Origin of the sequence: Nocardia sp. NBC_00508 (genome assembly GCF_036346875.1) — a bacterium.
GTDB lineage: Bacteria > Actinomycetota > Actinomycetes > Mycobacteriales > Mycobacteriaceae > Nocardia.
In genome coordinates this window covers 2,375,755-2,397,557 of sequence record NZ_CP107852.1, presented here as the reverse complement: position 1 = coordinate 2,397,557, position 21,803 = coordinate 2,375,755, and the positions used below count along the sequence as shown (strand labels likewise).

Here is a 21,803-nt window from a genome sequence, read left to right as displayed (position 1 = left end):
GGAACAGCTGGGGTCCGCTCACAAGCGTGTTCGCCTGGCCGTGCAATGAGGGCACCATCCTAGGAGGACACGAAGATCCATGTCCAAGATCAAGGTTGAAGGCACCGTCGTAGAACTCGACGGCGACGAGATGACCCGGATCATCTGGCAGTTCATCAAGGACAAGCTGATCCATCCCTATCTCGATGTGAACCTGGAGTACTACGACCTCGGCATCGAGTACCGGGACAAGACAGACGACCAGGTCACCATCGACGCCGCGAACGCCATCAAGCAGCACGGCGTCGGCGTGAAATGCGCCACCATCACGCCGGACGAGGCGCGGGTCAAGGAATTCGGCCTGAAGAAGATGTGGCGCTCGCCCAACGGCACCATCCGTAACATCTTGGGTGGCACCATCTTCCGTGCCCCGATCATCATCTCGAACGTCCCGCGGCTGGTGCCCGGTTGGACCAAGCCGATCATCATCGGCCGTCACGCCTTCGGCGACCAGTACCGCGCCACCGACTTCAAGGTGTTCCAGGGCGGCACCGTCACCCTCACCTTCACCCCGGACGACGGCAGCGAGCCGATCGTGCACGAGGTCGTGAAGATGCCCGAGGACGGCGGCGTGGTCATGGGCATGTACAACTTCCGCAAGTCCATCGAGGACTTCGCGCGGGCGTCGTTCAACTACGGCCTGCAGCAGAACTACCCGGTGTACATGTCGACCAAGAACACCATCCTGAAGGCCTACGACGGCATGTTCAAGGACACCTTCCAGGACATCTTCGATGCCGAGTTCAAGAGCCAGTTCGACGCGGCAGGCCTGACCTACGAGCACCGCCTCATCGACGACATGGTCGCCTCCTCCATGAAGTGGGAGGGCGGCTACGTCTGGGCCTGCAAGAACTACGACGGCGACGTGCAGTCCGACACCGTGGCCCAGGGCTTCGGCTCGCTCGGCCTGATGACCTCGGTGCTGCTCACCCCGGACGGCCAGACCTGTGAGGCCGAGGCCGCGCACGGCACCGTCACCCGGCACTACCGCCAGCACCAGCAGGGCAAGCCGACCTCGACGAACCCGATCGCGTCGATCTTCGCCTGGACCCGCGGCCTCGAACACCGCGGCAAGCTGGACAACACCCCCGAGGTCATCGGCTTCGCGCAGACCCTGGAGGACGTGGTCATCAAGACCGTCGAGGGCGGCCAGATGACCAAGGACCTCGCGCTGCTCGTCGGCGGGGACCAGGGCTACCTGAGCACCGAGGAATTCCTCGGCGCGCTGGACGCCAACCTGGCTCGCGCGCTGCGCTGAACTCCCCCGCCTCGCTCGCCCGCCTCTCCGGGTCTTCAGGCCGTACAAGTCGGGTGGCGCAAGAGCTGCGTTCAGGGCCTGCGCCGGGTGCCTGGGCAAGGTCTGGGCGTGCCCGACGAGTTACCCATGTTCGAGCGAAATCAGCTGTCGCTTGCGCAGGCTGATGTGAACGCCGAGTTCCGTGTTGATGCGGAGCATCGGTGCTGATCCGGGCACCCGCAGTCACACTGGTGGAACGGGTGCCCGGACTGTTTCGGCGATCAGTTCGCACCGGCTTCGGCGCGCTGAGCGCGCAGGTGGCTCTGTTCGCGCCGCTGACTTCGGTGCGGTCCAGCAGGCTCGCGACAGCCCGGGTGGAGCTGCCGCTTCTCTTCGGCGATCAGTTCACGGCGGCTTCGGCGTAGCCCATGGCGCCGCAGGTGAAGGTGGCTACCTGCGTTCGCCGCTCAGCTCGCGGCGACTGCCGCCTGGTCGACCAGGCTCGCGACAGCTCGGGTGAAGCTGGCTGTTCCGTTGCCACGTTCGACCTCCGCCTCGAACAGCCGCAGCAGGGGATCGAGCAGATCGGTCGCCACGCCCTGCTTGCGGCTGGCGGTCAGGATGTTGGCCAGGCCCGCCCGATTGACCGCGAGGTCGGAGAAGTTGACCGGGAATTGGCGCGAGTCGATCTCAGCGGCGAGCACCGGCAGCATGTCCAGCAGCGCGCGCAACCATGGGACCAGGAAGCCGTCGGTGAACTCGCCAGCGGTGAAATCCTCACTGCCGACCATCGCGACTGCCTGGAAGAACCCGGCGAACATGCCATACATACCCGCGAGTACCGCCATATCGTGCAATCCGGCCAGGCCCGCGTCCGCGCCGAGGAATTGCGCGTTCCCGAGTTCGGCGATGGTGGCGGCGTGCTCGGCCTGTGCGGCGGGGGAGCCGCTGTACATCAACAGCGTGTCGGGTGTGCCGAGAGTCTGTGGGACGCCCAGGATGGCGCCGTCCAGAAAATGGCCGTTGCGGGCGTCGATCGCGGTGACCAGGTCGCGGGCCTCGTCCGGGCGACCGGTCGCGACATTGAAGACGGTGCGCCCATCCAGCCCGCCGGACACCGAACCGAGCAGGGTCGCCGCCGCTTCGGTGTCGGCCGATGCCACCATGACGAGCCGCCCTGCCGCGATCGCCTCGGCTGCGGATGCCGCACGCGTCGCGCCGAGCTCTTCGAGCCCGATTCCCTTGTCCGCGGACCGGTTCCACACGGTGGTCGGGTGGCCGTTGCGCAGGAAGATCTCGGCGATAGCCGCGCCGATGCGCCCCAAGCCGAGCACGGTCACCGGTGTCCGGTTGTCATTCATGGATTCCTCCGTCGATGCGTGAAGTTCGGGTGTGGGGCGCCCGCAGACCAGTCTCGGCGCTCGAGCCCGCCGATCGTGAGTGGCAGGACTGCCCATCACCGAACTATTCCTGCCATACTCGGGGCATGTCCGGTCGAACTGTTGCGATGGCGATCGCCCCTGGAACCCTGCATCCCTGGGATCTCTACGAACTCGGCGTGGTGGTCTCGATCTTCGGCACGCCGCAGCCCGATCTGGCCGACCCCTGGTACGACCTGCGGATTTGCTCGGTGACCTCGGAACCGGAGACGCAACCGATGGGCTTCGGAGCGTTCCTGCGCCCGGAATACGGGCCGGCGGAATTGCTGGAGGCAGACACCGTGATCGTTCCGTCCGTCGCGCAGGATTGCGTCACCGCCGAACGCGAACTGCCGGGAGAGCTGCTCGACGCGCTGGTCGAAGCCCATCGGCGCGGCGCCCGCATGGTCGCCCTGTGCGACGGGACCTTCGCGCTGGCCGCCGCCGGACTCCTGGATGGACGCCGGGTCACCGCGCACTGGGAGCACGCGCCGCTGCTGGCCGAGCGCTATCCGAGCATCGAAGTGGACGACTCGGTGCTGTACGTCGACGACGAGGACGTCCTCACCAGCGCGGGCATGACCGCCGCGCTCGACCTCTGCCTGCACCTGGTCCGCCGCGACCTCGGCGCCGCCGTCGCCAACCGGTTGGCTCGCCGCATGGTGATCCCGCCGCACCGCTCCGGCGGGCAAGCGCAATTCGTCGACCTGACAGTGCCCGCGCGCGCCGAAGACGACCTCGGCCCCGTACTGCAATGGGCCATCGCCCACCTCGACGAACCTCTCACCGTCGAAACCCTTGCCGCCAAGGCGAACATGAGCCAGCGCACCTTCCACCGCCGCCTGCAACGCTCCACCGGCGCGACCCCGATGCAGTGGCTCCTCGGCCAACGCCTCGCCCACGCCCAATCCCTGTTGGAATCCACCGATTACGGCATAGAGCGAATCAGCCGAATGTCCGGCCTCGGCACCGCCACCAACCTACGCCGCCATTTCGCCGACGTAATCGGTGTTACTCCAGCGGAATACCGCCGCACCTTCCAACAGCGCGAACCGGCGGGTGCCGGTGCGGGCGGGGAGCCCGCGTAACCCTGGCCACCGCGCCGGTTCACGCGACGTGCCGTCGCGATGGCGGTCAGGGCCGCCGCGACGGCAGTTTCATCTGAGTGCCACCTTGACGCCACCCGAGAACATGGAGTCGTGCAACTCCAGGGCGGCAGGGACAGTGCCCGGCGGCACGTCGAACACGATCGTCACCGAGATCTTGTTGCCGGGGTTGATGTCCGCCGAGAGGCGTTCGTTGACATTGATCTCAGCGCGGGTGTCGTTGGTGAACTTGCGGCCCTGGTCGTCGATCAGGGTTTGATTGCTGCCGAAGTAGCCACGCGCTTCATTGCCGATGTTGCTGACATCGACATGGATCAGAAGGTATTCGCCTTGGGCTGTGGTGCTGAGGAACTGGTTGTCGCCGACCGTCCTCACGGGCGGGTCGACGGCGGTGACAACGAACTCGAACTTGCCGTCCCGGACCGCCGACCCCACGGGTGCGATATTGGACTTCGGGGGAGCTTTCGGGGCGGCAGGCGCTGGTGCGCCTGCCGCGGCGGACTGTTGCGCCACAGCGGTACTGGATGTCGCGGTGGTGCTCGTGTCGGAGATGGCGGCGACGCATCCGCCGAAGCCGCAGAGAACGAACAGCCCTGCGAGCAGCAGCCACGGCCACACCACCTTCTTGCGTGGAGGCTGCGGCGGCGGGTATGGCTGCCCGTACGGCGGCTGGCCATAGGGCTGCGAGCCATATGGTTGCTGAGGGTACTGCGGAGTGGTCATGGATGGTGATTCCCCTGTGTAGATGCGTGGGTGGGCCTTCCCCCGCTATTGCTGGCCCAGCTCCGGCGGAGCCTGACGGCGGGGGAATCCCGGCTCAGCCTTGCCGTGTTACGGGTCACAGCGTGTCTGGCGGGACACGCCGTGACGATCATCGAATGGCGTGGTACGGGTCCAGATCTGCTCGTTCACTCGGGCTCGGGTGTAGATCACTGGCCTATTGGTGGATTCTGTTGCTTTGCAACGAAAATCGTTTACACCTGGCTCTTCCTGTGGCGTCGGCCGACAGTTGGAACTGAGAAAAGACTGCTGCGACGGGGAACCCGACGCCGACGCCAGGAGAGCCATGCGCACCGCCGTGAATCCCCCGGTGAGTTCGGATACGGCTGTCGGCACCTGGATCGATACGCAAACCCAGAAGATACGCTGAAGGCCCTGCGCCTCGAAATCTGAACGAGGGCAGGGCCTTCCGGCCTTTGGTCAGTTGCGGTTGAGCTTGCCGTCGATGACGCATGTGGTGAAGGCGTCCCACTCGCCCGGGGTGAAGACCAGCGCCGGGCCGGTCGGGTTCTTGGAGTCACGGACACCGACATGACCGCGCCCGAGGAACGCGACTTCGACGCATTCCTTGCCGCCCGAGGATCGGCTGCTCTTGAACCAGTCTGCTCCGGACAAGTCGATACTCACAGTGCATACTCCCTTGCCATCTGCCGGAACCGATCCCGGCTCTCTACCTCGCTCAGCGCCAAGTCCTGAAGCGCTGCATGCGCCTGATGGTAGCGTTCGACCGCGATTGGTCTTTCCATGTAGAGGTCTCCCAGGTAGTTCTCCTGGTACACCACCGTTGGCTCTACTGGCTTGCCCTTCGCATCTATCCCGAACACGAGGATGACGTACGGTCCGAGCTGAGCGCCCAACGGAGCGCCAGCCGAGAACGGCAGCAGCCGGATGCTGATGTTAGGCAAAGTGCTGCGGTCCGCCAAATGACGGCACTGCGCTCCCATCACTTGTGGCCCGCCCACGATCCGCCGCAGCACCGCCTCGTGGATAACGACGTGCAGAATTACCGGTTGGCGACTTCGCGTGATCAAGGACTGTCGATGCATCTTGATCTGGACTCGCCCTGCCAGCTGCTCTGGAGTGTCATTTGGATACGCACCACGAGCGAGAACGTGCGCGTACTCCGGGGTCTGGAGCAGCCCGGGTACGAGATCGGGCTGATACACCGTCAGTTCCTTGGCGGAAGATTCCAACCCGACATATAGATTGAAATTTTCCGGGATGAGATCGCCATACTCGTGGTACCACGACTTTACATTCGCCTGCTTCGCGAGGCCGATTAGCGCGGCGGTCAGTTCGCCGTCCATGCCGTAGATGTCGCACAGCTCTTTGACATCGCGCCACCGGACTTTCTCGGCGTTGCCGGTCTCGATTCGTTGGAGTGTCGACTCGCTCCACTCCATCAGCTCGGCCGCCCGCACGATGGTCAGGTTGCTGCGTTGCCGCCATTCCCGCATGTACCGGCCGAGCTGTCGGCGAGGCAGCGTCGACCCTGTCTCAGACATGGGTTCCCTCACCATGAATGATGCAGTCCTTCACGCAGAATGACCCAAGTCCCCCGAGAGATTGTGCCTCTGCATGAACTACGTAGTTCGTCAGAAGATTCATGAAAGAGATTGTGCCGCAAGGTTGCCGGTGGTGTCCTGAGTTCCGTATCGGAATGCGGAACGGTCACCGCATCGGGCGTTATGTCAGGCATGTCGACATATAAGAGGACGAACCGGATGGACCACATACCTTTTGGTGATACGCCATTGACGCGGTGCCACTATTACCGGCGCGTGTGCGACTTACCCGCCGTAATTGATCCGCCGCACCTGGGTCGCATTATTATGCCCGCGACACACGTCGGGGCCCTGATCATGCCCGGATCTCTGGGGCAGGCCGTGAAGACCGAAATGCAGTGCTGGGGGACCGATCTCGGTCCGATTCTGTCGCACCCCCGGTCGCGCAGATGGACCTATCTGATCCGGCCGGATCTGCCGGACGAGGTCAGCTTGTTCGCCGAGCTGTTCCGCTTGAACGTCTCGGTGGTCCGCGACGGCGGCACCATCGCCTTGCCCTCACCCACCGGCGAGTGTCCGGGGTTCCGGCACTGGGTGGAGCCGCCGCGCTCCATGTACCGCCCTTCGGGCCGCGCCGTGCTCGACGCGATCCGCGCCTGTTCCGGACCGGGCAGGCGCCGGGCGGCAACGCATGTGTGAAAACGATTGCGGCCCATGGACTCTGTGGTCGCACTGCGGATTCGTCGCGCTCGACCCGAACACCGAGGTGCTGGTCGAGGTTGCCTGCCCGTCCCGCCACTGCGCGACGTGGGTCCGGCTCGCCGACAGCAAACTCATTGAACATGAACGCACCGAGGGCGGACGCCGCCCCTGGACCGGAGTCCGCGTCGACGACGACCGCGCCGCCTTCCATGGCATGCCGGTCATCGACCCCGAAGCGGCGCGATGGAGCGGCGAACAGTGATGAACACCGACCTGTCACCGCTCCCCAGCGAACCGGATGTGCATCTCAGCGTCTTTCTGCACGGCGCACGCTTCGACTTCGCCGCCTGCCGGACCGCCGCCCTACGCTTCATCGAAGACCATCAGGCACGACACCACGCCGACGCCGTATACGTAATCCCTGGCGATGCGACCGGCCTACCGCGGCTACCGTGCGAGCGCTTGTTCCTCGGACCATGAACCGGACCTGCGTGGGTCGCCGACGTTAGTCGAATGGTGGCGGAGCGCTACCGTATCGCCGCCATATCACTACGTTCGCCGAACCAGTCGGCATGTCGGTATCCCGCACCGTGCGTAGCCGGTTGCGACTGGGCGCTTTAGTGGCCCGTCGGTGTTTCTGGCCGGGATCTGATGCCGGAAGCGATTTCGAGCTGGCTCGCTGGCACGGAGACCATCGAGACCAAAGAAGCATCGGCTCCGGGACTTGGGTGGTGTTTGCCGTTTCGTCCGCTCGGTGCGTGGCATCGGTTTGACCAACCGTGGGCGAGCCATCCTCGCGGAGCGCTGGCTCCCATCGGAGTACTGGAGTACGGCCGCTTTGCGCGGCTTCGGTTGCTCGACCCGTGCTCGCGCCGATACGGGGTTCCGGTAGTAATCGTGCGACAAGCCTGGTGTCTCACCCTGGCCACCAATGCGGTAGTCGCCTGGACCACCGAGTATTACGGGCTCGCAATCGAGCAGATGCGCCGGGCCGGTCGGAGAGTGGACGACGAGGCTCGGCCCACATCTCACCCGCCCACAGCGAGAACATCAACTTCTTCGGTGCGATCGAGGCCGACATCGACGCCGAACTCGCCCAACTCGGACCCATTGGCTATCGACCGCTGCGGGTTCGCGACAACCTCTTCTGATCGTCAGCGATCGCAGCGACCAGTATCCGATGGGGCGGGTGGGGGGTAGACCCACCGCTCGTGGCGCATATATGCGGTAGTCGGCTGGACCATCGGGTTGCCGACTCGGCGGGTCAGCTGGCGCGGCGGGCGACCCAGACGGTGCGTTCGGTGCGCAGGGCGAGGTCGTCACGGCGCAGGATGTTGTGCGGGCTATCAATATCGAGCAGCCGATCGAGTGCGGCGAGGTCCTCGGTCGCGACCGCGCCGGCAACGCTGTGGCGCAAGCGCTGCAGGGCGGCGAGCGCGTAGCGGCCGACGGCCGAAGTCCGCGAGCCCGCGATATTGACGGTGAAGGTGCGCACGCCGTCAACGGTGAACCCGGCAGAGGTCAGCATCGGACCCCAGTCGGCGCCACGGTGGGGCACGTGCTCGGCGTCGAAGTGGGCGGTCGTGGCGTGGCACCGCTCTTCGAGGCCAGGCCGGTCGGCTGGGGCGGTCACCGGCAGGAACCGTGGTAGTCCTGCAAGCTCGACGACGGCGAACAGGCCGCCGGGCTCGAGTGCGTCGTGGACCTTGCCCAACGCTTGGACGGGATCGGCTATGTGGTGCATCGCGGCCGAGGCCCAGACCAGGTCGGGCGCGCCGAGGTCGGGCCACTCGGCGGCGTCGAGGTCGGCCGCAACGGTGTCCACGCGCTCGAGCATTCCGGTGGCGCAGGCCTTGTCTCGCAGCCGGCGAAGGTGTTCGACGGAGGAGTCGACTGCGGTGACATGCGCGTCAGGGAAGTGTGCGAGCAGTGTGAAGGTGCCGGCGCCCGTGCCGCTGCCCAAGTCCACGATCGAGCGTGGCGCTGCCTGGACGGGCAGCCATGCGGCAATGGCGGTGGTGTACTCGGCGAGGACTTCCGCATCCAGGTCGAGAATTTCGGCTTGGCCAGCGGACGCCGCGACATCGGGGGTCGCGTGATGGATGCTGTTCGAGTGCGTGTGGGCCATGTACACCACGCTAAGCCGTCATGCGTAAACGGCAAATAATCTTCCCATATGCGCAAGAAGAGTGTTCCCCAGAGTGCCGCACGCGCAAACGTGCGGCAGCGGCGATCACGTGCAGGAGCCGTCCGCTGCACAGTCATCGCTTCGCTCGGTGGCAGCGTCGCGCTGGTGGCCTCGGCGGGCGTCGCGGTCGAAGATGCCCAGGATTTCGCACGGACCGCCGTCGGCGCCGATGGCGTGCGGCAGCATGGTGGGGAACTCGGCAGCCTGGTTGGTCTCGACGCGGAAGCGCCGGTGGCCCAGCATGAGGACCGCGGTTCCGGACAGTACGACGAGCCACTCCCGGCCAGGGTGCGCGCGCATGCGTGCGGGATTGTCCGGCGGCGGTTCGGTCATGCGCTGGCGCACGACGCTCATGCCCGGCTCGCCCTTGATCGACCAGCGCATCAACCCGTGCGCCGCATCGATCATCGGGCTGATGACGACATCGTCGGCGGCGGTCTCCACCAGCTGATCCAGCGTCGTGTCCAGGGCGCGAGCGAGGGTGACCAACTGATCCAGCGCGAGTCGGCGCTGACCGTTCTCGATGCGCGAGAGCGTGGCCTGGCTGAAGTTGGCGCGGGTGGCCAGTTCCTCCAGAGACCAACCCTGCGCCACGCGTAAGGCGCGGATGCGCTTGCGTACAAGGCTGTCCAGCTCACTATCTTCTTGCGGCATAGGCAAGATTGTATGCCTTTGATGCAAGCCGCGGTTATGGTCGCCCATGGATGTCCACAACAGCTGGACCAGGCAGAAGGGTAAGGAAATGGCGGAGACCGCTTTCACCTACGCGTCTGACACACTGCCCGATGAGACCGTCGACGTCGTGGTGATCGGCGGGGGCGCCGCGGGCCTCAACGGCGCACTGATGCTGGCCCGCTCCCGCCGCTCGGTCGTCGTGATCGACAGCGCGAGCCCCCGCAACGCACCCGCCGAGGCCATGCACGGCTTCATCGCGCTCGACGGCACCCCGCCCGCGCAACTGCTCGAGCGAGGTCGGCAGCAGGTGCGCCACTACTCCGGCCGGGTCGTGTACGCGACCGTGGCTTCCGCCGAGCCGGCCGACCGGTCCGCCGACGGTGACCTGCGGTTCACCGTCGCCCTGGCCGACGGCCGAACCCTGACCGCCCGCCGTGTGCTGGTGGCCACCGGACTGCGCGATGTGCTGCCCGACGTACCCGGCTTGGCGCAGCATTGGGGCCACAGCGTGGTGCACTGCCCCTACTGCCACGGCTGGGAGGTACGCGACGAGCCCATCGGCATCATCGCCACCGGTCCCGCCTCGATCCATCACGCGCTGCTCTTCCGTCAGTTGACCGACGACCTGATCTATTTCACCGGCGACACCGAAATGGACGACGACACCCGCGCGCGCTTCGCCGCCCGAAACATCCGCATCGTCGGCACACCGGTGACCGAGGCCCTCACTTCCGACAACGGCACGCTCACGGGTGTGCGTCTGACCGACGGCCGAGTCATAGCCCGCCGCGTTCTTGCGGTCGCCACCCACATGCGGGCCCGCACCGCAGGCGTGGAAGGACTCGAACTGCCGATGGAGGACCTGCCCGACAACATGGGCCGCCGCTTCTCCTCCGGTATGGCCGGAACCACCGACGTGCCCGGCGTGTGGGTGGTCGGCAACGCCACCGACCTGACTGCCCAGGTCGGTGCATCCGCCGCAGCCGGCGCGCTGGCCGGCGCCCACATCAACGCCGTGCTGGCCACCGCAGACACCGACGCGGCCCTGGCCGCAACACAGGCCACCAGCACCTGACGGGTGGCCACCGCGGGCCCACCTCGGTCCACCCTCAATCCCCGGCGACCGGCTCTGCTTCGGCGCTGACTTCGGCGTGCCCTTTTCGAGAGGAATCCATGAGTACGAACCAACCCGCACAGGCGGTCCCCACCACAGGTAGTGGCGGGGGCACACCGGATGCAGGTGAGCTGCGCACCATTCTGATCGCGGTCTCGATCGCGCTGATGGCTGTCATCGCCTCGGTGTCCGGGCTCAATGTCGCCCAGACCCAGATGGCTGTCGAGTTCGGCGCCTCGCAGAACACCATTCTGTGGATCATCAACATCTACACCCTCACCCTGGCCGCGCTGCTGCTGCCGCTCGGCGCCATCGGCGACCGGCTGGGCCGCAAACCCATGCTGATCGCCGGCCTGGCCGTTTTCGGCATCGCCAACGTCGTCGCGGGGCTGGCTCCCAACGCCGAGGTCATGCTCGGCGCGCGTGTCGTCGGTGGTATCGGCGCGGCCATGATCATGCCCATCACCCTTGCCGTGATCACCTCCACCTTCCCCGAGGAACAGCGCGGGAAAGCGATCGGCGTGTGGACCGGAGTCGCCGGCGGCGGCGGCATCCTCGGCATGTTCCTGTCCGCGCTGCTCGTCGACGTCGCCGACTGGCGCTGGCTGTTCGTCCTTCCCGTGGCGCTGGTCATCGCAGCCCTGGCGACGGCGCTCAAAGCGGTGCCCAACTCCCGCGAGCATTCCGCCCACGCATTCGATACCGTCGGGGCGCTGATTTCCGTTATCGCCGTGGTCGGTCTCATCTTCGTGCTGCAAGAAGGCCCCGAACGCGGCTGGACCGCACCCGCGACACTGATCAGCCTCGCCGTGGGCCTCATCGCCACCGTCGGATTCGTGGCATGGGAGCTGCGCCGCCGCGACGCCGCACTACTGGATGTCCGCCTCTTCGGTGCGCGTGGTCTCGCTGGCGGCTCGATCACGCTGCTGGTGGTCTTCGGTGTCCAAGCAGGTATCGCCGTGGTGCTGTTCCCGTTCTTCCAGGCGGTGCTCGGCTGGTCGGGTCTGCTGGCCACGCTGGCGCAGATGCCCATGGCCGTGGCGATGATGATGACCTCCGGTCTGGCCCCCAAACTGGCCGAGCGCATCGGCTCCCGCTCGACCATGGCGATCGGCATCGCATTGGGCGGCGTCGGCCTGGCGCAGATGGCCGGGTTCGCCTCCGTCGTCGTCGGCTACCTGTCCATCCTGCCGGGCATCATCGCCATGGGCGTCGGCATGGGTCTGGCGATGACTCCCTCCACTCAGGCCATCACCAGCTCCCTGCCGCGAGAGAAGCAGGGCGTGGCCTCCGCTCTCAACGACGTCACCCGCGAGTTCGGCACCGCACTCGGTGTCGCCCTGCTCGGCGCGCTCGTGGCCACCGGCTACCGCAACGCTATCGATGGCAAGCTCGACGGCATCCCGCAGGACACCGCGGATACCGCACGCGCAGGCATCGCCAACGCCGTCGAGGCCGCCGGCGGCGCGGGCTCACGCGCACAACAGCTGGTCCAGGCTGCGCAGCAGTCCTTCGTCGATGGCTGGCAGCAAGCCATGTGGGTGGGTGTCGCCGTGATGGGTGCCCTGTTCCTCTACATCCCCGCCGTCGGCCCGGAGAACACCGTCGCCTACCCAGCGCAGGACGCCGAAGCGCCCGAGCCCATCGCATCGCGCTGACCACGCAACAACCGGAGTGGCTCGTTCATGCCTCCCTCGGTTGGCGTGCGGGCGCCGGGCAACGCCAGCCCGGTGCCCGCATGTGACCGGCCTGCGTGAGCGCGACGTGCTGTTCGGGCTCGGCAGCTCGATCTGCTACTGGCACGACCCGTTCGGCAAGCTCTTCCTTCAAACCCTCGCCATGGTCGCCGAGTTCGAGGCCGATCTGAACCACCTGCGCACCCGCGAGGGCATGGCCAAGGCCCGCGCGAAGGGCCGACTCGAGGGCAAACAGCCGAAACTGCCTCTCGCCGCACGGAAAACGATCCACCGCCGCTACCACGACCCCGACGACGACGCGAGCCTGGCCGACCTCGCCGAGGAATACAGCGTCGGCCGCTCCACCATCCACCGCATCAGCGGCACCGCGCCACGGGCATAGCACTCATTTACCCGGCACCCCCGAACTACTCGCCATCACCGCTGGTCAAGCCACTGTCGTTGTTTTCGCACGATTACTACCGGAACCCCGATACGGTGTGCGAACTCACGCTTGCTCGGGAAGAGAGTGCGGCTGGCAGACGGTTACATGAACACGTGACCACTCCTGTCGCCACCCGTATCAGCGCGCGTCCCGAGCGCACCGATTGGCACGTGCCCGCCATGTTGGCATTGGCGCTCGGTGGATTCGGGATCGGGACAACCGAGTTCGTCACCATGGGTTTGCTGCCGGATATCGCCTCGGCCATGGATGTCTCCGAGCCGACCGCGGGGCACGCGGTGTCGGCCTACGCGCTCGGTGTGGTGATCGGTGCACCGCTGATCGCGGCGCTGTGCGCGCGGGTGGGGCGCAAGCGATTGCTGGTCGCGCTCATGGTGGCGTTCACGCTGGGCAATGTGGCCACGGTGCTGGCGCCATCGTTCGAGACGCTGGTGCTGGCGCGGTTCGTCTCGGGGTTGCCGCATGGTGCCTACTTCGGTGTCGCCTCGCTGGCGGCCGCCACGCTCGCACCGGTAGGGCAGCGCGCCAAGGCGGTTGCCGCGGTTATGCTGGGCTTGAGCGCCGCCAACGTTGTCGGCGTTCCCGCAGCTACCTGGCTCGGCCAGCATCTCGGCTGGCGCGACGCGTTCGTGGTGGTGGCGGTGATCGGCGTGGCCACGGTCGCGGCCCTGCTGCGCTTCGTCCCCGAACTCACCGGCATCACGATGACCAATCCGATGACCGAACTCGGCGCCCTACGCCGTCCGCAGGTGCTAATGACGCTGCTGGTCGGGGCCATCGGCTTCGGCGGCATGTTCGCCGTCTACACCTACATTGCCACCACGCTCATCGATGTCGCGGGCCTGCGGGCCGGACTGGTGCCGCTGGTGCTGATGCTGTTCGGCGTCGGCATGGTGGTCGGCAACATCGTCGGCGGCGTCCTCGCCGACCGCGGCGTCGACCGGGCGATCTTCGCGGCGATGATCGCCATGACCGCCATCCTCGGCGGCTTCGTCCTCGCCGCGCACAACCCCTACACCGCCGCCTTCGGCGGACTCCTGGTCGGCGCTTCGGGAGCCGCGCTGGCACCCGCCCTGCAGACTCGCCTGATGGACGTCGCCGCCGACGCCCAAACCCTCGCCGCCGCCCTCAACCACGCCGCCCTGAACATCGCCAACGCCGCAGGCGCCTGGCTCGGCGGCCTGGTAATCGCCGCGGGCCTCGGCTATACGGCACCTGCCCTGGTCGGCGCCGCTTTGGCCGCCACCGGCGTTTTGTTGTTCATTGGGACGGTCTGGGCCGCGCGCAGGTAGCAGCCAGAGCGCGGACGAGATCGTGACGGCCGCCATCACCCCACCAGACGCCTCGTGGTCATGAGCATTCATTCATCCTTCCCCGCAAGGCTTTTCGTGGTCGCGCGGCAAACAAACCGCACGGCACGACAACTCGTTCTCACAGGAAATCATTGGCAGGATGGTCGGTTTCATGACCACTCCAGCTACGTGCGGTCGGCGCGAACATTGGGGCGTTCGGGATGTCAACCAGCCTCTGGTCGGGGATGCCGCCTGGATGGAATCGCTCTCCAGGGGGATGCGACGGCCGGGTCCTTGGATCGATGATGCTCGTCATGTCTTTGCGTCGCACCGCGTTCCGCGTGTTCTTGAGTACCGCCATGCTCACCGGCGCGTTGGCGGCGTGCACGTCCACCGAGGCGCCCGCGGCCGGTATCCGCTGGGAGCCCTGTGCGGAGAACGGTGCGTACGACTGCGCGGCCGTGCCGGTGCCTATCGACTGGGCACAACGCGATGGGGCGACGATCGATATCGCGGTGGTGCGGGACCGGGCCGATGACCCGGCGCGCAGCATCGGGACGCTGATTTCGCTGCCCGGCGGACCCGGTGACTCCGGTGTGGACCAAATCCTGCGTGGCTCGCGGTTTTCCGCGGAGTTGCGGTCGCGATTCGACATCGTCAGTCTCGATCCGCGCGGCGTGAAACGCAGCCACCCGGTGCGCTGTGATGCCGGGTTGGCCGATCGTCCGAACATGGTGCCCGATTCGGGTGGTCGACTCGATGAGATCCACTCCTACGCACGAGCTCTTGCCGCGAGCTGCCGACAGCACACCGGACCGCTCATCGATCATCTCGACGCGGTGAGCGTTGCGCGGGACATCGATGCGGTGCGTGCCGCGCTCGGCGACGACCGCATCAGCATCTACGGCCGTTCCTACGGGACGCTGGCGGGTCAGGCATTTGCCGAGCTGTTCCCGCAGCGTCTCCGCGCCATGGCCCTCGACAGCGTGGACGATCACGCGCTCGACGGCCCGGATTTCCTCGCCGGTGAAGCCCGTGCCGCGCAGGACTCTTTCGGTGAATTCGCGTCGTGGTGTGCGCGAGACGAACTCTGTGCCCTGCACGGTACCGACCTGGACCGGGCCTACGGCCGGCTCGTCGCCGCGGCCGGACGGGGCGAGCTGCAGAACCCGAGAATGCCCGGCAAACCGTTCGGGCCCCTCGAACTCAGCTGGCTGGTCACCCGGCGGCTATACAACCCTGACTGGCCCGAATTGGCCACCGATCTCCAGACATTGACGAATCAGCCGCCGGACCGCCCCGCCCCGGCGGCACCACCCCAGCAGCTCGGCGAAGCCGCACCGATGCCGGAGATCTTCGTTTGCTCCGACTGGCGATTCCGGATTCTCGACCAGGATCAGTGGGCGCGGCTATGGCGCGAGCAGAACGACAACGCTCCGACCCTGCGCGCTCACTTCGCTTGGGGCGTGGCCGCCCTTTGCTCCGGATGGCCGACCGGACCGCAGAATCCGCCACATCGGCCACAAGTCATCGACGGCCCACCGATCCTGGTCATGAACTCCCGGCACGATCCGGCAACTCCGCACGAGTGGGCCGCCGCGGTAGCAGCGAACACCGACCGCGCGACGTTGCTGACCTACGAAGGCTGGGGCCACGGTGTCTACGAACGAAATTCCTGCACCACGACCGCCGCGGACAACTACCTGGTCGATCTGACCCCGGCCCCGGCAGGCTGCCCGGCCCGCTGACAAGTCGCCGCCTGGGCTCAGGCCCGGGTTGTGTGTGAATCAGCGTGCCGACCAGGACAGCAATGTGGCGGATCAGGTCAGCGATCGAGCGCGGTGGACGCACCTCGACCCGCGGTTCGGATCGGCCGTCGACGTCCTGGAGCATCCGTGCGGCGTTCGTTCGATCATGCCGAGTCATCCGCGAGAAGGTCGGCGGCGGTGGAAGCGGCCTTCAGGCCGCTGCCGGTGAGCAGGACGACGGTCGACTCGGCGGGAGTGATCGTGCCTGCACTGCTGAGTCGTTCGAAGGCGGCGGCGGCGCTTGCGCTGGTCGGCTCCGCGAACAGGCCGTTGTTGCACAACCTGCGTAGGCCTTCGACGATCTCGGCTTCGGTGATCGCGATCGTGCTTCCCGCGGTCGCGCGCAGTGCCGCAATGATCTGGCGCAGGCGCAGGGGCTGTTTGATCGCGGTGCCTTCCGCGATCGTCTGACGGACGTCCCGGTCGACGGGGGTATCGACGCCTGCTTGGAAACTCGCGTCGATCGGGGAGCAATTCAATGGCTGTGCGGCGAAGAGCCGGGGGAGTTTCGTGATCTGTCCGGAGGCGAGGAGTTCGGTGAAGCCGAGGTAGCAGCCGAGCAGAGTGCTGCCTGCCCCCACCGGCATGATCACGTTGTCGGGGGCGGTGAAGCCGAAATCCTCCCAGATCTCGTACGCCAGGGTCTTGGTGCCCTCGAGGAAGAAGGGCTGCCAGTTGTGGCTGGCGTAGAACGTCGTCTCCGATTGCCGGATCGCCTCGGCCTGGGCGGCTTCGCGTGGTCCTTCGACCAGCTGGACGTCGGCACCGTACGCTCTGACCTGAGCGATCTTCGCCGGTGACGTGTAGGCCGGTGCAAGGATCTTGACGTTCATGCCGCCAGCGGCCCCGTATCCCGCCACCGAAGACCCGCCGTTGCCCGAACTGTCCTCGAGGACGGAGGTAATCCCGGCGCGCCGCAGATACGAGAGCATGACGCTCGTCCCACGGTCCTTGAAGCTGCCGGTCGGGCTGAACCATTCGAGCTTGAAATACGGCCGGTGCTGTCCCCAAGTCGTCTGGACGACGGGAGTGCGCCCCTCCCCGAGCGATATGGGATCGGCGATATCCACGGGGAACGCGGCGCGATACCGCCACAGCGAGCGATCGCCTATGACGATGTCGCCGCGCGAGATCCCGGTCTGCGCCGTGATCATCATCGGACGCCGTGCGTCCGAGCACCACCTGGGCTCATCGAGCGGATACCGGGATTCGTCCACTGGATCCACGTACTGTGCTCGCGTCATCGGCCACCGTCCAAGTCTTAGAAAATTTGTCGAACTTTAGACAGATTGTCAGAGTGGTTGAAGGTGGTCAATCCTGGGGGTCGGCGCAGGCTCGGCCGACCGTGCGGAAGTGGGGAGGTTCGGCCGGACGAGGTAACCGGAGGCGAATCGGTCCTACTTCGCGTAGTTGTACACCGTCGCGCGAGAGATGCCGAGCAAGTTTCCGATGATCTGGGCCGAACTGCGGGAGTCGAAGTAGCCGTCCCTGTGCAGCTGCTTGACGAGTTCCCTCTTCGCCTCGCGGTCGAGGCTGCGCGGGATGTGTGACCGTTCGGCGGCGAAACCCTCGATCACCTCCCGCAATTCCCGGGAATTGCGGTGGCGGAGGGTCTCGACCTGATCGACCTCGGGCTCGCCTGTCGCCAGGAGGTTGGACAGGGTGAGTGTTACCGGCGACAACGTCGACACGTCCAGATTCAGGCACAGCGCACCGATGTACTTGCCCTCGCGGTTCTTGATGCCGATGGAGGTGCTCTTCACCGGGCGGCCATCGGGGAACTCATTGGCGTAGTTCTGGATCACGCTGGGGTAGTTGGGGTCGGCGATCCTGCGGAGGCCGAGTTCGGTCACCGAATCGCCGACCTTGCGTCCGGAGAGATTGTTCTCGATCGCCCGGATCGCGTGCTCGGGCTGAGTGAGATCGTGCAGGACGACTTCACACAACCCGGGGAACATCTTCCCGATGGCGACGACGATCTTCTCTGCCTCGAGCATCAGGTGCTCATCCTCGGACTCGGCCATTGCTGGTTCCGTTCTGATCGGTTCGGCTGATGTCCACGCCGAGCTTCCGACGCTGGTGCGTGGCATGTCGCGCTCGCCGCTTGGACAAACAGTATCAACTTGGACGAGGGGTATTGAATGGCGTGCTTGACGCATGCCGGCACACCTCTTGATTTCTTAGACATTTAGTCTAATCTTGGACGGCACGACGAGCCTTCGGGTCGTGAACCGTCCGCCAGAGCATCCGGTCGCACTGTGCGACTGGTGTCGTTGTCGGCAATTCCGGCAAGCCGGAGCCCCGTCTTCACCCATCGCACAAGGGCGCGGCCCGCTCGAGTCGTCGCCGTCATCAGGAGACCTCATGAAGAACAAGACGAGTGCCTTCATTGTCGGAGCCATCGCGCTCGGCATCGGCGCGGGGCTGTCGTGTCACTATCTCGTCGGATCGGCGGAAGCAAGAGAGATCGTCGTCGGTGCGCTCGATACCGTCACTCACCTGTTCCTGAACTTGGTCAAGATGGTCGTGGCACCCCTGATCTTCGCCACCATCGTCAGTGGTGTCACCGGAGCGACAGAGTCGCTGCGCCTCGGAAACCTCACCGCCCGCTGCCTGGCGTGGTTCTTCTCCGCGTCGATCCTGGTAGGCGTAGTCGGATTCACCCTCGCCCACCTCATGGGGGTCGGACATGGCCTGCACCTGGTTGCTACCGGCGAGGATTCCGGACTCGACACCGCCCTGAACTACAGCACGTTGATCTCCGATATCGCGCCGCAGAGCTTCGTCAAGGCCCTGGCCGAGAACAAGCCGATGCAGATTCTGGTATTCGGCGTCTTTTTCGGCGCCGCATTGCTCGCCCTCAAACGTACCGGGCGCGCCAAGATCGCCAACGCGATCGACGAACTCGCCACTGTGATGCTCAAAGTTACCGGCTACGTGATGAAGCTGGCGCCGATCGGCGTCTTCACCGCGCTCGGCTCCGCCTTCGCCGAACAGGGCCTGGACGCCTTCGCCACCTACGGAATGTTCATCGCCGGCTTCTATGCCGCCCTTGCGAGCCTGTGGGGTCTGCTTGTCGGCATCGGTGCCATCTTCTTGGGACGGGCGGTCTTTCGTCTCATGGCCGCTCTCCGTGAACCGGCGTTCATCGCCTTCTCCACCGCGAGCGCCGAGGCCGCCTTCCCCCGACTCATCGAAACCCTGAGTTCCTACGGTATCGACCGGCGCATCACCGGATTCGTCCTGCCGATGGGTTACGCGTTCAATCTGGACGGGTCCATGCTTTACATGACGTTCGCCTCGGTGTTCCTCGTCAACGCCTATGAGATCGACCTCAGCGTTCCGCAGCAGATCGCGATGGTGCTCGTACTGTTTCTCAGCAGTAAGGGGATGGCCTCCGTACCCCGTGGTTCGCTCGTCGTCATCGCCGCGGTTGCGCCCGGATTCGGAGTTCCCGCGGCAGGAATCGGCATCCTGCTGGCGATCGATCAAATCCTCGATATGGGCCGCACCGCAACGAACGTCATCGGCAACGGAATCGCCACAGCCGTTCTCGGGCGCAACCCGAACCCGGGCCCGGGTGACGACAAGGGTCCCCGAGTTCGAGTCGACACCGACGAGCCGGCCGCCACAATCCCGGTGTCCGCCAGCTGATCCGCATCCAACCGTCCGCAATCCATAAGTTTGTCGCGTCACCCATATCGCTGTGCCACTTACGAATTCAGAAAGCAGGCCCATTCATGACCGACCCGGCTCCGGCCATCGATCCGCGCGCGAACGTCGCCGACATCGCGGTGTTCGACAGCCCCGACCTGCCCGCACCGCTCGGTCACTACTCGCACGTCGCGGTCCACGCTGGGCTGGCCTACATCTCCGGGCAGCTACCCCTGAGCAGAGAGGGCGTTACGCTGGTCGATCAACCGTTCGAGGTGCAAGTGCGGCAGGTTCTGTCGAACCTCGATCACTGTCTGAAGACCATCGGGATCGACCGCGCCCGCCTGGTGCAGGTCATGGTCCACGTCACCGACATCGACGAATGGCCCACGTTCGACGCGCTCTACCGGGAGTGGATCGGTGATCATCGCCCGGCCCGGGCAGTCGCCGGTGCCAACGCACTGCATTACGGCGCCGCGGTGGAAGTCCACGCGGTCGCCGCCGTGAATCCGGCCACTTGACCATGGCCGTACCCATGCGGGCGGCCGTCCCTTGGTTCAGCGGGCCGTAGAGTTCGGGTGCAAGCGCCGCCGAGCGGATCAGGCGCTGGGACAGGGTTGTCGAGATGAGGAGGCCCGCGATCGAGGTATCACGCGTAGAAGGTGTGCAGGCCGAGCGTGCAGAGGGTGCCGCGACCGCGCCGGGTTTCGCGGTCCTGGCGAGCGCGGTTCTCGCTGTCGCGGTTCTGTTGTGCGTCCACACCGACCGGGCTCCATTCATTGGGAGATTCACCATCGCCGATCAGCTCATTGCCCTGGTAATCGGCGGGATTGTGCTGGCCGGTTCACTGTTGGTGTGGGCGATCAAGACGCTGTACCTGGTCGGCAGAGAGCGCCGGTGGTCGTGGAAGGTCGTCTTGGTGCCGGTAGTCGTCCTTGCGGGTCTGATGATCGGGTTGGTCTTCCAGCCCGCGAACTTCGACTCCGCACATCCGGAAATGGAGGACGTCACGGTCGAGATGTTGCGCGCGGATGGGCCGAGTGCACGCCTGGACCTGAGTCTCGGCGGGCTCGATATCAGCTTGGCCCAGCGCCGGTTCGATGGGCGCGGCTACATCTAGGACGACGAGTCCGCCCAGGGACCGGTCCGGTTCGGCGAGCGGCCCGCGCCGCTCGTAGTAACGCAAAGTCTGGGTATTCACCCCGGCCGCCGCTGGCTCGCCAGTGCGCAGCGCGGAGTCCTGACAAGACAATGACAAGTCGACTGCAAGCCGTCTGTGGGACGGTGGGGGCATGGATTCCCAGGGTTTGCTGTAGACATGAACAGGCCGCTGTTCGCTGCCTTGGACGAGGTACGACGCAAATTGAAGAGTTTGCTCGGACCCGCGCGGGACGCCGATGATGGGCGTCTCACTGGCAGCGAGGCGGTGCATGGGTTCTACCGAGCTGAGTCCGAGACCTGGCGCAAAGGGGCGGATGAGTACGATCGCGTCGACACTGAAGGCGCCGCAAAGGTCGCTGGCATCGCCTCCGAGACGGCAGGACTCACCCCCGCGCCCGCGCGATTCAGCACATCATCTGTGCCGCTCGCCGAGATACGCCCAGCAGGGGTGTCCCGGTTGATCCGCAATGCGCATCAACCGACGCGAGCCGAGGCGGATGCCATGCGGCGAGCCTACGACGCCCAGGCCACGATCATGTCCCGGATCGGTGACCGGCCACCAACCCTCGCCGAAGTGCGCGAACTGCTGGCGCTGGTCAACCCGACCAGATCACGGACGGCGGGCAACTGTATGGAGTGCTCGTGGGCGGTGCGCGATATTTTTGCCGGGCGGCCCGCGGTCGCGGGGCCGAGCGGTGCCCAGAAGTTCATCGAGCCCTCGACGGAACGTTTCCATGGCGACAGCCACCACGAGATTCACGAATCGATATCCGAGGAACTACACCAGCCCGGCCAGATCGCGATCATGTCGGGGAACCGATACTCCGATGCCTTCGGACATCACTACAACGTCGCCAACATCGACGGAGAGATCTACTATCTCGACGGCCAAACCGGCACCGTGACAGATGAGAACATCGTCCCGGACGGCGACTACTACGTCGTGTTCCCGATACACGACAAAGACCCATGACGGCGTGCGGGC

23 protein-coding genes and 2 pseudogenes are annotated in these 21,803 nt (G+C 65.8%); 16 read left to right on the top strand and 9 right to left on the bottom strand.

Going from position 1 to position 21,803, the window contains the following annotated elements:
- Positions 1–79 precede the first annotated feature (79 nt).
- Together OHA40_RS10730 and OHA40_RS10725 are read left to right on the top strand one after the other, a co-directional pair.
- Positions 80–1,297, top strand: coding sequence for an NADP-dependent isocitrate dehydrogenase (locus tag OHA40_RS10730; RefSeq protein ID WP_330232904.1), 1,218 nt, complete (start codon positions 80–82; stop codon positions 1,295–1,297).
- Between the two features lie 200 nt (positions 1,298–1,497).
- On the top strand, positions 1,498–1,701 hold the full coding sequence (locus tag OHA40_RS10725; protein WP_330232903.1) for a hypothetical protein: 204 nt from the start codon (positions 1,498–1,500) through the stop codon (positions 1,699–1,701).
- Positions 1,702–1,743: 42 nt separating this feature from the next.
- Here the strand turns inward: OHA40_RS10725 and OHA40_RS10720 are convergent, their stop codons facing one another.
- Positions 1,744–2,637, bottom strand: a complete 894-nt coding sequence (locus OHA40_RS10720) for an imine reductase family protein (RefSeq protein ID WP_330232902.1) — start codon at positions 2,635–2,637, stop codon at positions 1,744–1,746.
- Positions 2,638–2,762: 125 nt separating this feature from the next.
- Between OHA40_RS10720 and OHA40_RS10715 the strand changes: the two genes are divergently transcribed.
- Positions 2,763–3,782 (top strand): GlxA family transcriptional regulator, encoded by a 1,020-nt coding sequence (locus OHA40_RS10715; RefSeq protein ID WP_330232901.1) that lies wholly within the window; start codon positions 2,763–2,765, stop codon positions 3,780–3,782.
- A gap of 69 nt (positions 3,783–3,851) precedes the next feature.
- On the opposite strand, the gene OHA40_RS10710 is transcribed toward OHA40_RS10715, so the two are convergent.
- From OHA40_RS10710 to OHA40_RS10700, 3 genes are all read right to left on the bottom strand, one after another.
- Entirely contained in the window at positions 3,852–4,523 is a 672-nt protein-coding gene (locus OHA40_RS10710; RefSeq protein ID WP_330232900.1) for a DUF4352 domain-containing protein, read from the bottom strand.
- Positions 4,524–5,000: 477 nt separating this feature from the next.
- The gene (locus tag OHA40_RS10705) at positions 5,001–5,207 is read right to left on the bottom strand and encodes a DUF397 domain-containing protein (RefSeq protein WP_330232899.1); all 207 of its coding nucleotides are present in this window, start codon (positions 5,205–5,207) and stop codon (positions 5,001–5,003) included.
- A complete protein-coding gene (locus tag OHA40_RS10700) occupies positions 5,204–6,085 on the bottom strand; it encodes a helix-turn-helix domain-containing protein (RefSeq protein ID WP_330232898.1) in 882 nt (293 codons plus the stop codon). The genes OHA40_RS10705 and OHA40_RS10700 overlap by 4 nt, the downstream gene beginning before the upstream one ends.
- 357 nt (positions 6,086–6,442) lie before the next feature.
- On the opposite strand from OHA40_RS10700, the gene OHA40_RS10695 reads away from it, so the two are divergent.
- The 4 genes and pseudogenes from OHA40_RS10695 to OHA40_RS34700 form a co-directional block, all read left to right on the top strand.
- The gene (locus OHA40_RS10695; RefSeq protein ID WP_330232897.1) at positions 6,443–6,784 is read left to right on the top strand and encodes a DNA-directed RNA polymerase subunit beta; all 342 of its coding nucleotides are present in this window, start codon (positions 6,443–6,445) and stop codon (positions 6,782–6,784) included.
- Positions 6,777–7,049, top strand: a complete 273-nt coding sequence (locus OHA40_RS10690; protein ID WP_330232896.1) for a hypothetical protein — start codon at positions 6,777–6,779, stop codon at positions 7,047–7,049. The genes OHA40_RS10695 and OHA40_RS10690 overlap by 8 nt, the downstream gene beginning before the upstream one ends.
- Entirely contained in the window at positions 7,046–7,267 is a 222-nt protein-coding gene (locus tag OHA40_RS10685) for a hypothetical protein (RefSeq protein WP_330232895.1), read from the top strand. Before OHA40_RS10690 ends, OHA40_RS10685 begins: the two co-directional genes overlap by 4 nt.
- A 423-nt stretch (positions 7,268–7,690) precedes the next feature.
- Positions 7,691–7,938, top strand: a pseudogene (locus tag OHA40_RS34700) (Tn3 family transposase); the annotation flags it as partial.
- 113 nt (positions 7,939–8,051) lie between these two features.
- Here OHA40_RS34700 and OHA40_RS10680 read toward each other — a convergent pair.
- The gene (locus OHA40_RS10680) at positions 8,052–8,915 is read right to left on the bottom strand and encodes a class I SAM-dependent methyltransferase (protein WP_330232894.1); all 864 of its coding nucleotides are present in this window, start codon (positions 8,913–8,915) and stop codon (positions 8,052–8,054) included.
- 105 nt (positions 8,916–9,020) lie between these two features.
- A complete protein-coding gene (locus tag OHA40_RS10675) occupies positions 9,021–9,629 on the bottom strand; it encodes an XRE family transcriptional regulator (RefSeq protein WP_330232893.1) in 609 nt (202 codons plus the stop codon).
- 46 nt (positions 9,630–9,675) lie between these two features.
- Between OHA40_RS10675 and OHA40_RS10670 the strand changes: the two genes are divergently transcribed.
- The 5 genes from OHA40_RS10670 to OHA40_RS10650 all read left to right on the top strand — a co-directional run bounded on the left by OHA40_RS10670 (position 9,676) and on the right by OHA40_RS10650 (position 15,943).
- Positions 9,676–10,725: an NAD(P)/FAD-dependent oxidoreductase gene (locus OHA40_RS10670; protein WP_442943979.1), complete on the top strand. Its 1,050-nt coding sequence runs from the start codon at positions 9,676–9,678 to the stop codon at positions 10,723–10,725.
- Positions 10,726–10,823: 98 nt separating this feature from the next.
- Complete coding sequence (locus OHA40_RS10665) at positions 10,824–12,422, top strand: MFS transporter (protein ID WP_330232892.1); 1,599 nt, start codon at positions 10,824–10,826, stop codon at positions 12,420–12,422.
- Positions 12,423–12,504: 82 nt separating this feature from the next.
- Entirely contained in the window at positions 12,505–12,843 is a 339-nt protein-coding gene (locus OHA40_RS10660; RefSeq protein WP_330232891.1) for a recombinase family protein, read from the top strand.
- Positions 12,844–13,064: 221 nt separating this feature from the next.
- The gene (locus tag OHA40_RS10655) at positions 13,065–14,195 is read left to right on the top strand and encodes an MFS transporter (RefSeq protein WP_330234125.1); all 1,131 of its coding nucleotides are present in this window, start codon (positions 13,065–13,067) and stop codon (positions 14,193–14,195) included.
- 314 nt (positions 14,196–14,509) lie between these two features.
- Entirely contained in the window at positions 14,510–15,943 is a 1,434-nt protein-coding gene (locus OHA40_RS10650; RefSeq protein ID WP_330232890.1) for an alpha/beta hydrolase, read from the top strand.
- Between the two features lie 164 nt (positions 15,944–16,107).
- On the opposite strand, the gene OHA40_RS10645 is transcribed toward OHA40_RS10650, so the two are convergent.
- Complete coding sequence (locus OHA40_RS10645; protein ID WP_330232889.1) at positions 16,108–17,247, bottom strand: threonine synthase; 1,140 nt, start codon at positions 17,245–17,247, stop codon at positions 16,108–16,110.
- 153 nt (positions 17,248–17,400) lie between these two features.
- Entirely contained in the window at positions 17,401–18,027 is a 627-nt protein-coding gene (locus OHA40_RS10640) for a helix-turn-helix transcriptional regulator (RefSeq protein ID WP_330232888.1), read from the bottom strand.
- Between the two features lie 340 nt (positions 18,028–18,367).
- Between OHA40_RS10640 and OHA40_RS10635 the strand changes: the two genes are divergently transcribed.
- The 3 genes from OHA40_RS10635 to OHA40_RS10625 all read left to right on the top strand — a co-directional run bounded on the left by OHA40_RS10635 (position 18,368) and on the right by OHA40_RS10625 (position 20,777).
- Positions 18,368–19,657 (top strand): dicarboxylate/amino acid:cation symporter, encoded by a 1,290-nt coding sequence (locus tag OHA40_RS10635; RefSeq protein ID WP_330232887.1) that lies wholly within the window; start codon positions 18,368–18,370, stop codon positions 19,655–19,657.
- An 86-nt stretch (positions 19,658–19,743) separates the two neighbouring features.
- The gene (locus OHA40_RS10630; RefSeq protein ID WP_330232886.1) at positions 19,744–20,178 is read left to right on the top strand and encodes a RidA family protein; all 435 of its coding nucleotides are present in this window, start codon (positions 19,744–19,746) and stop codon (positions 20,176–20,178) included.
- Positions 20,179–20,282: 104 nt separating this feature from the next.
- Positions 20,283–20,777, top strand: coding sequence for a hypothetical protein (locus tag OHA40_RS10625; RefSeq protein ID WP_330234509.1), 495 nt, complete (start codon positions 20,283–20,285; stop codon positions 20,775–20,777).
- 9 nt (positions 20,778–20,786) lie between these two features.
- On the opposite strand, the pseudogene OHA40_RS10620 reads toward OHA40_RS10625, so the two are convergent.
- Positions 20,787–20,888 (bottom strand): annotated as a pseudogene (locus OHA40_RS10620) (MerR family DNA-binding transcriptional regulator); the annotation flags it as partial.
- A gap of 87 nt (positions 20,889–20,975) precedes the next feature.
- Between OHA40_RS10620 and OHA40_RS10615 the strand changes: the two are divergent.
- On the top strand, positions 20,976–21,791 hold the full coding sequence (locus OHA40_RS10615) for a toxin glutamine deamidase domain-containing protein (protein WP_330232885.1): 816 nt from the start codon (positions 20,976–20,978) through the stop codon (positions 21,789–21,791).
- The last annotated feature ends 12 nt before the right edge of the window (positions 21,792–21,803 follow it).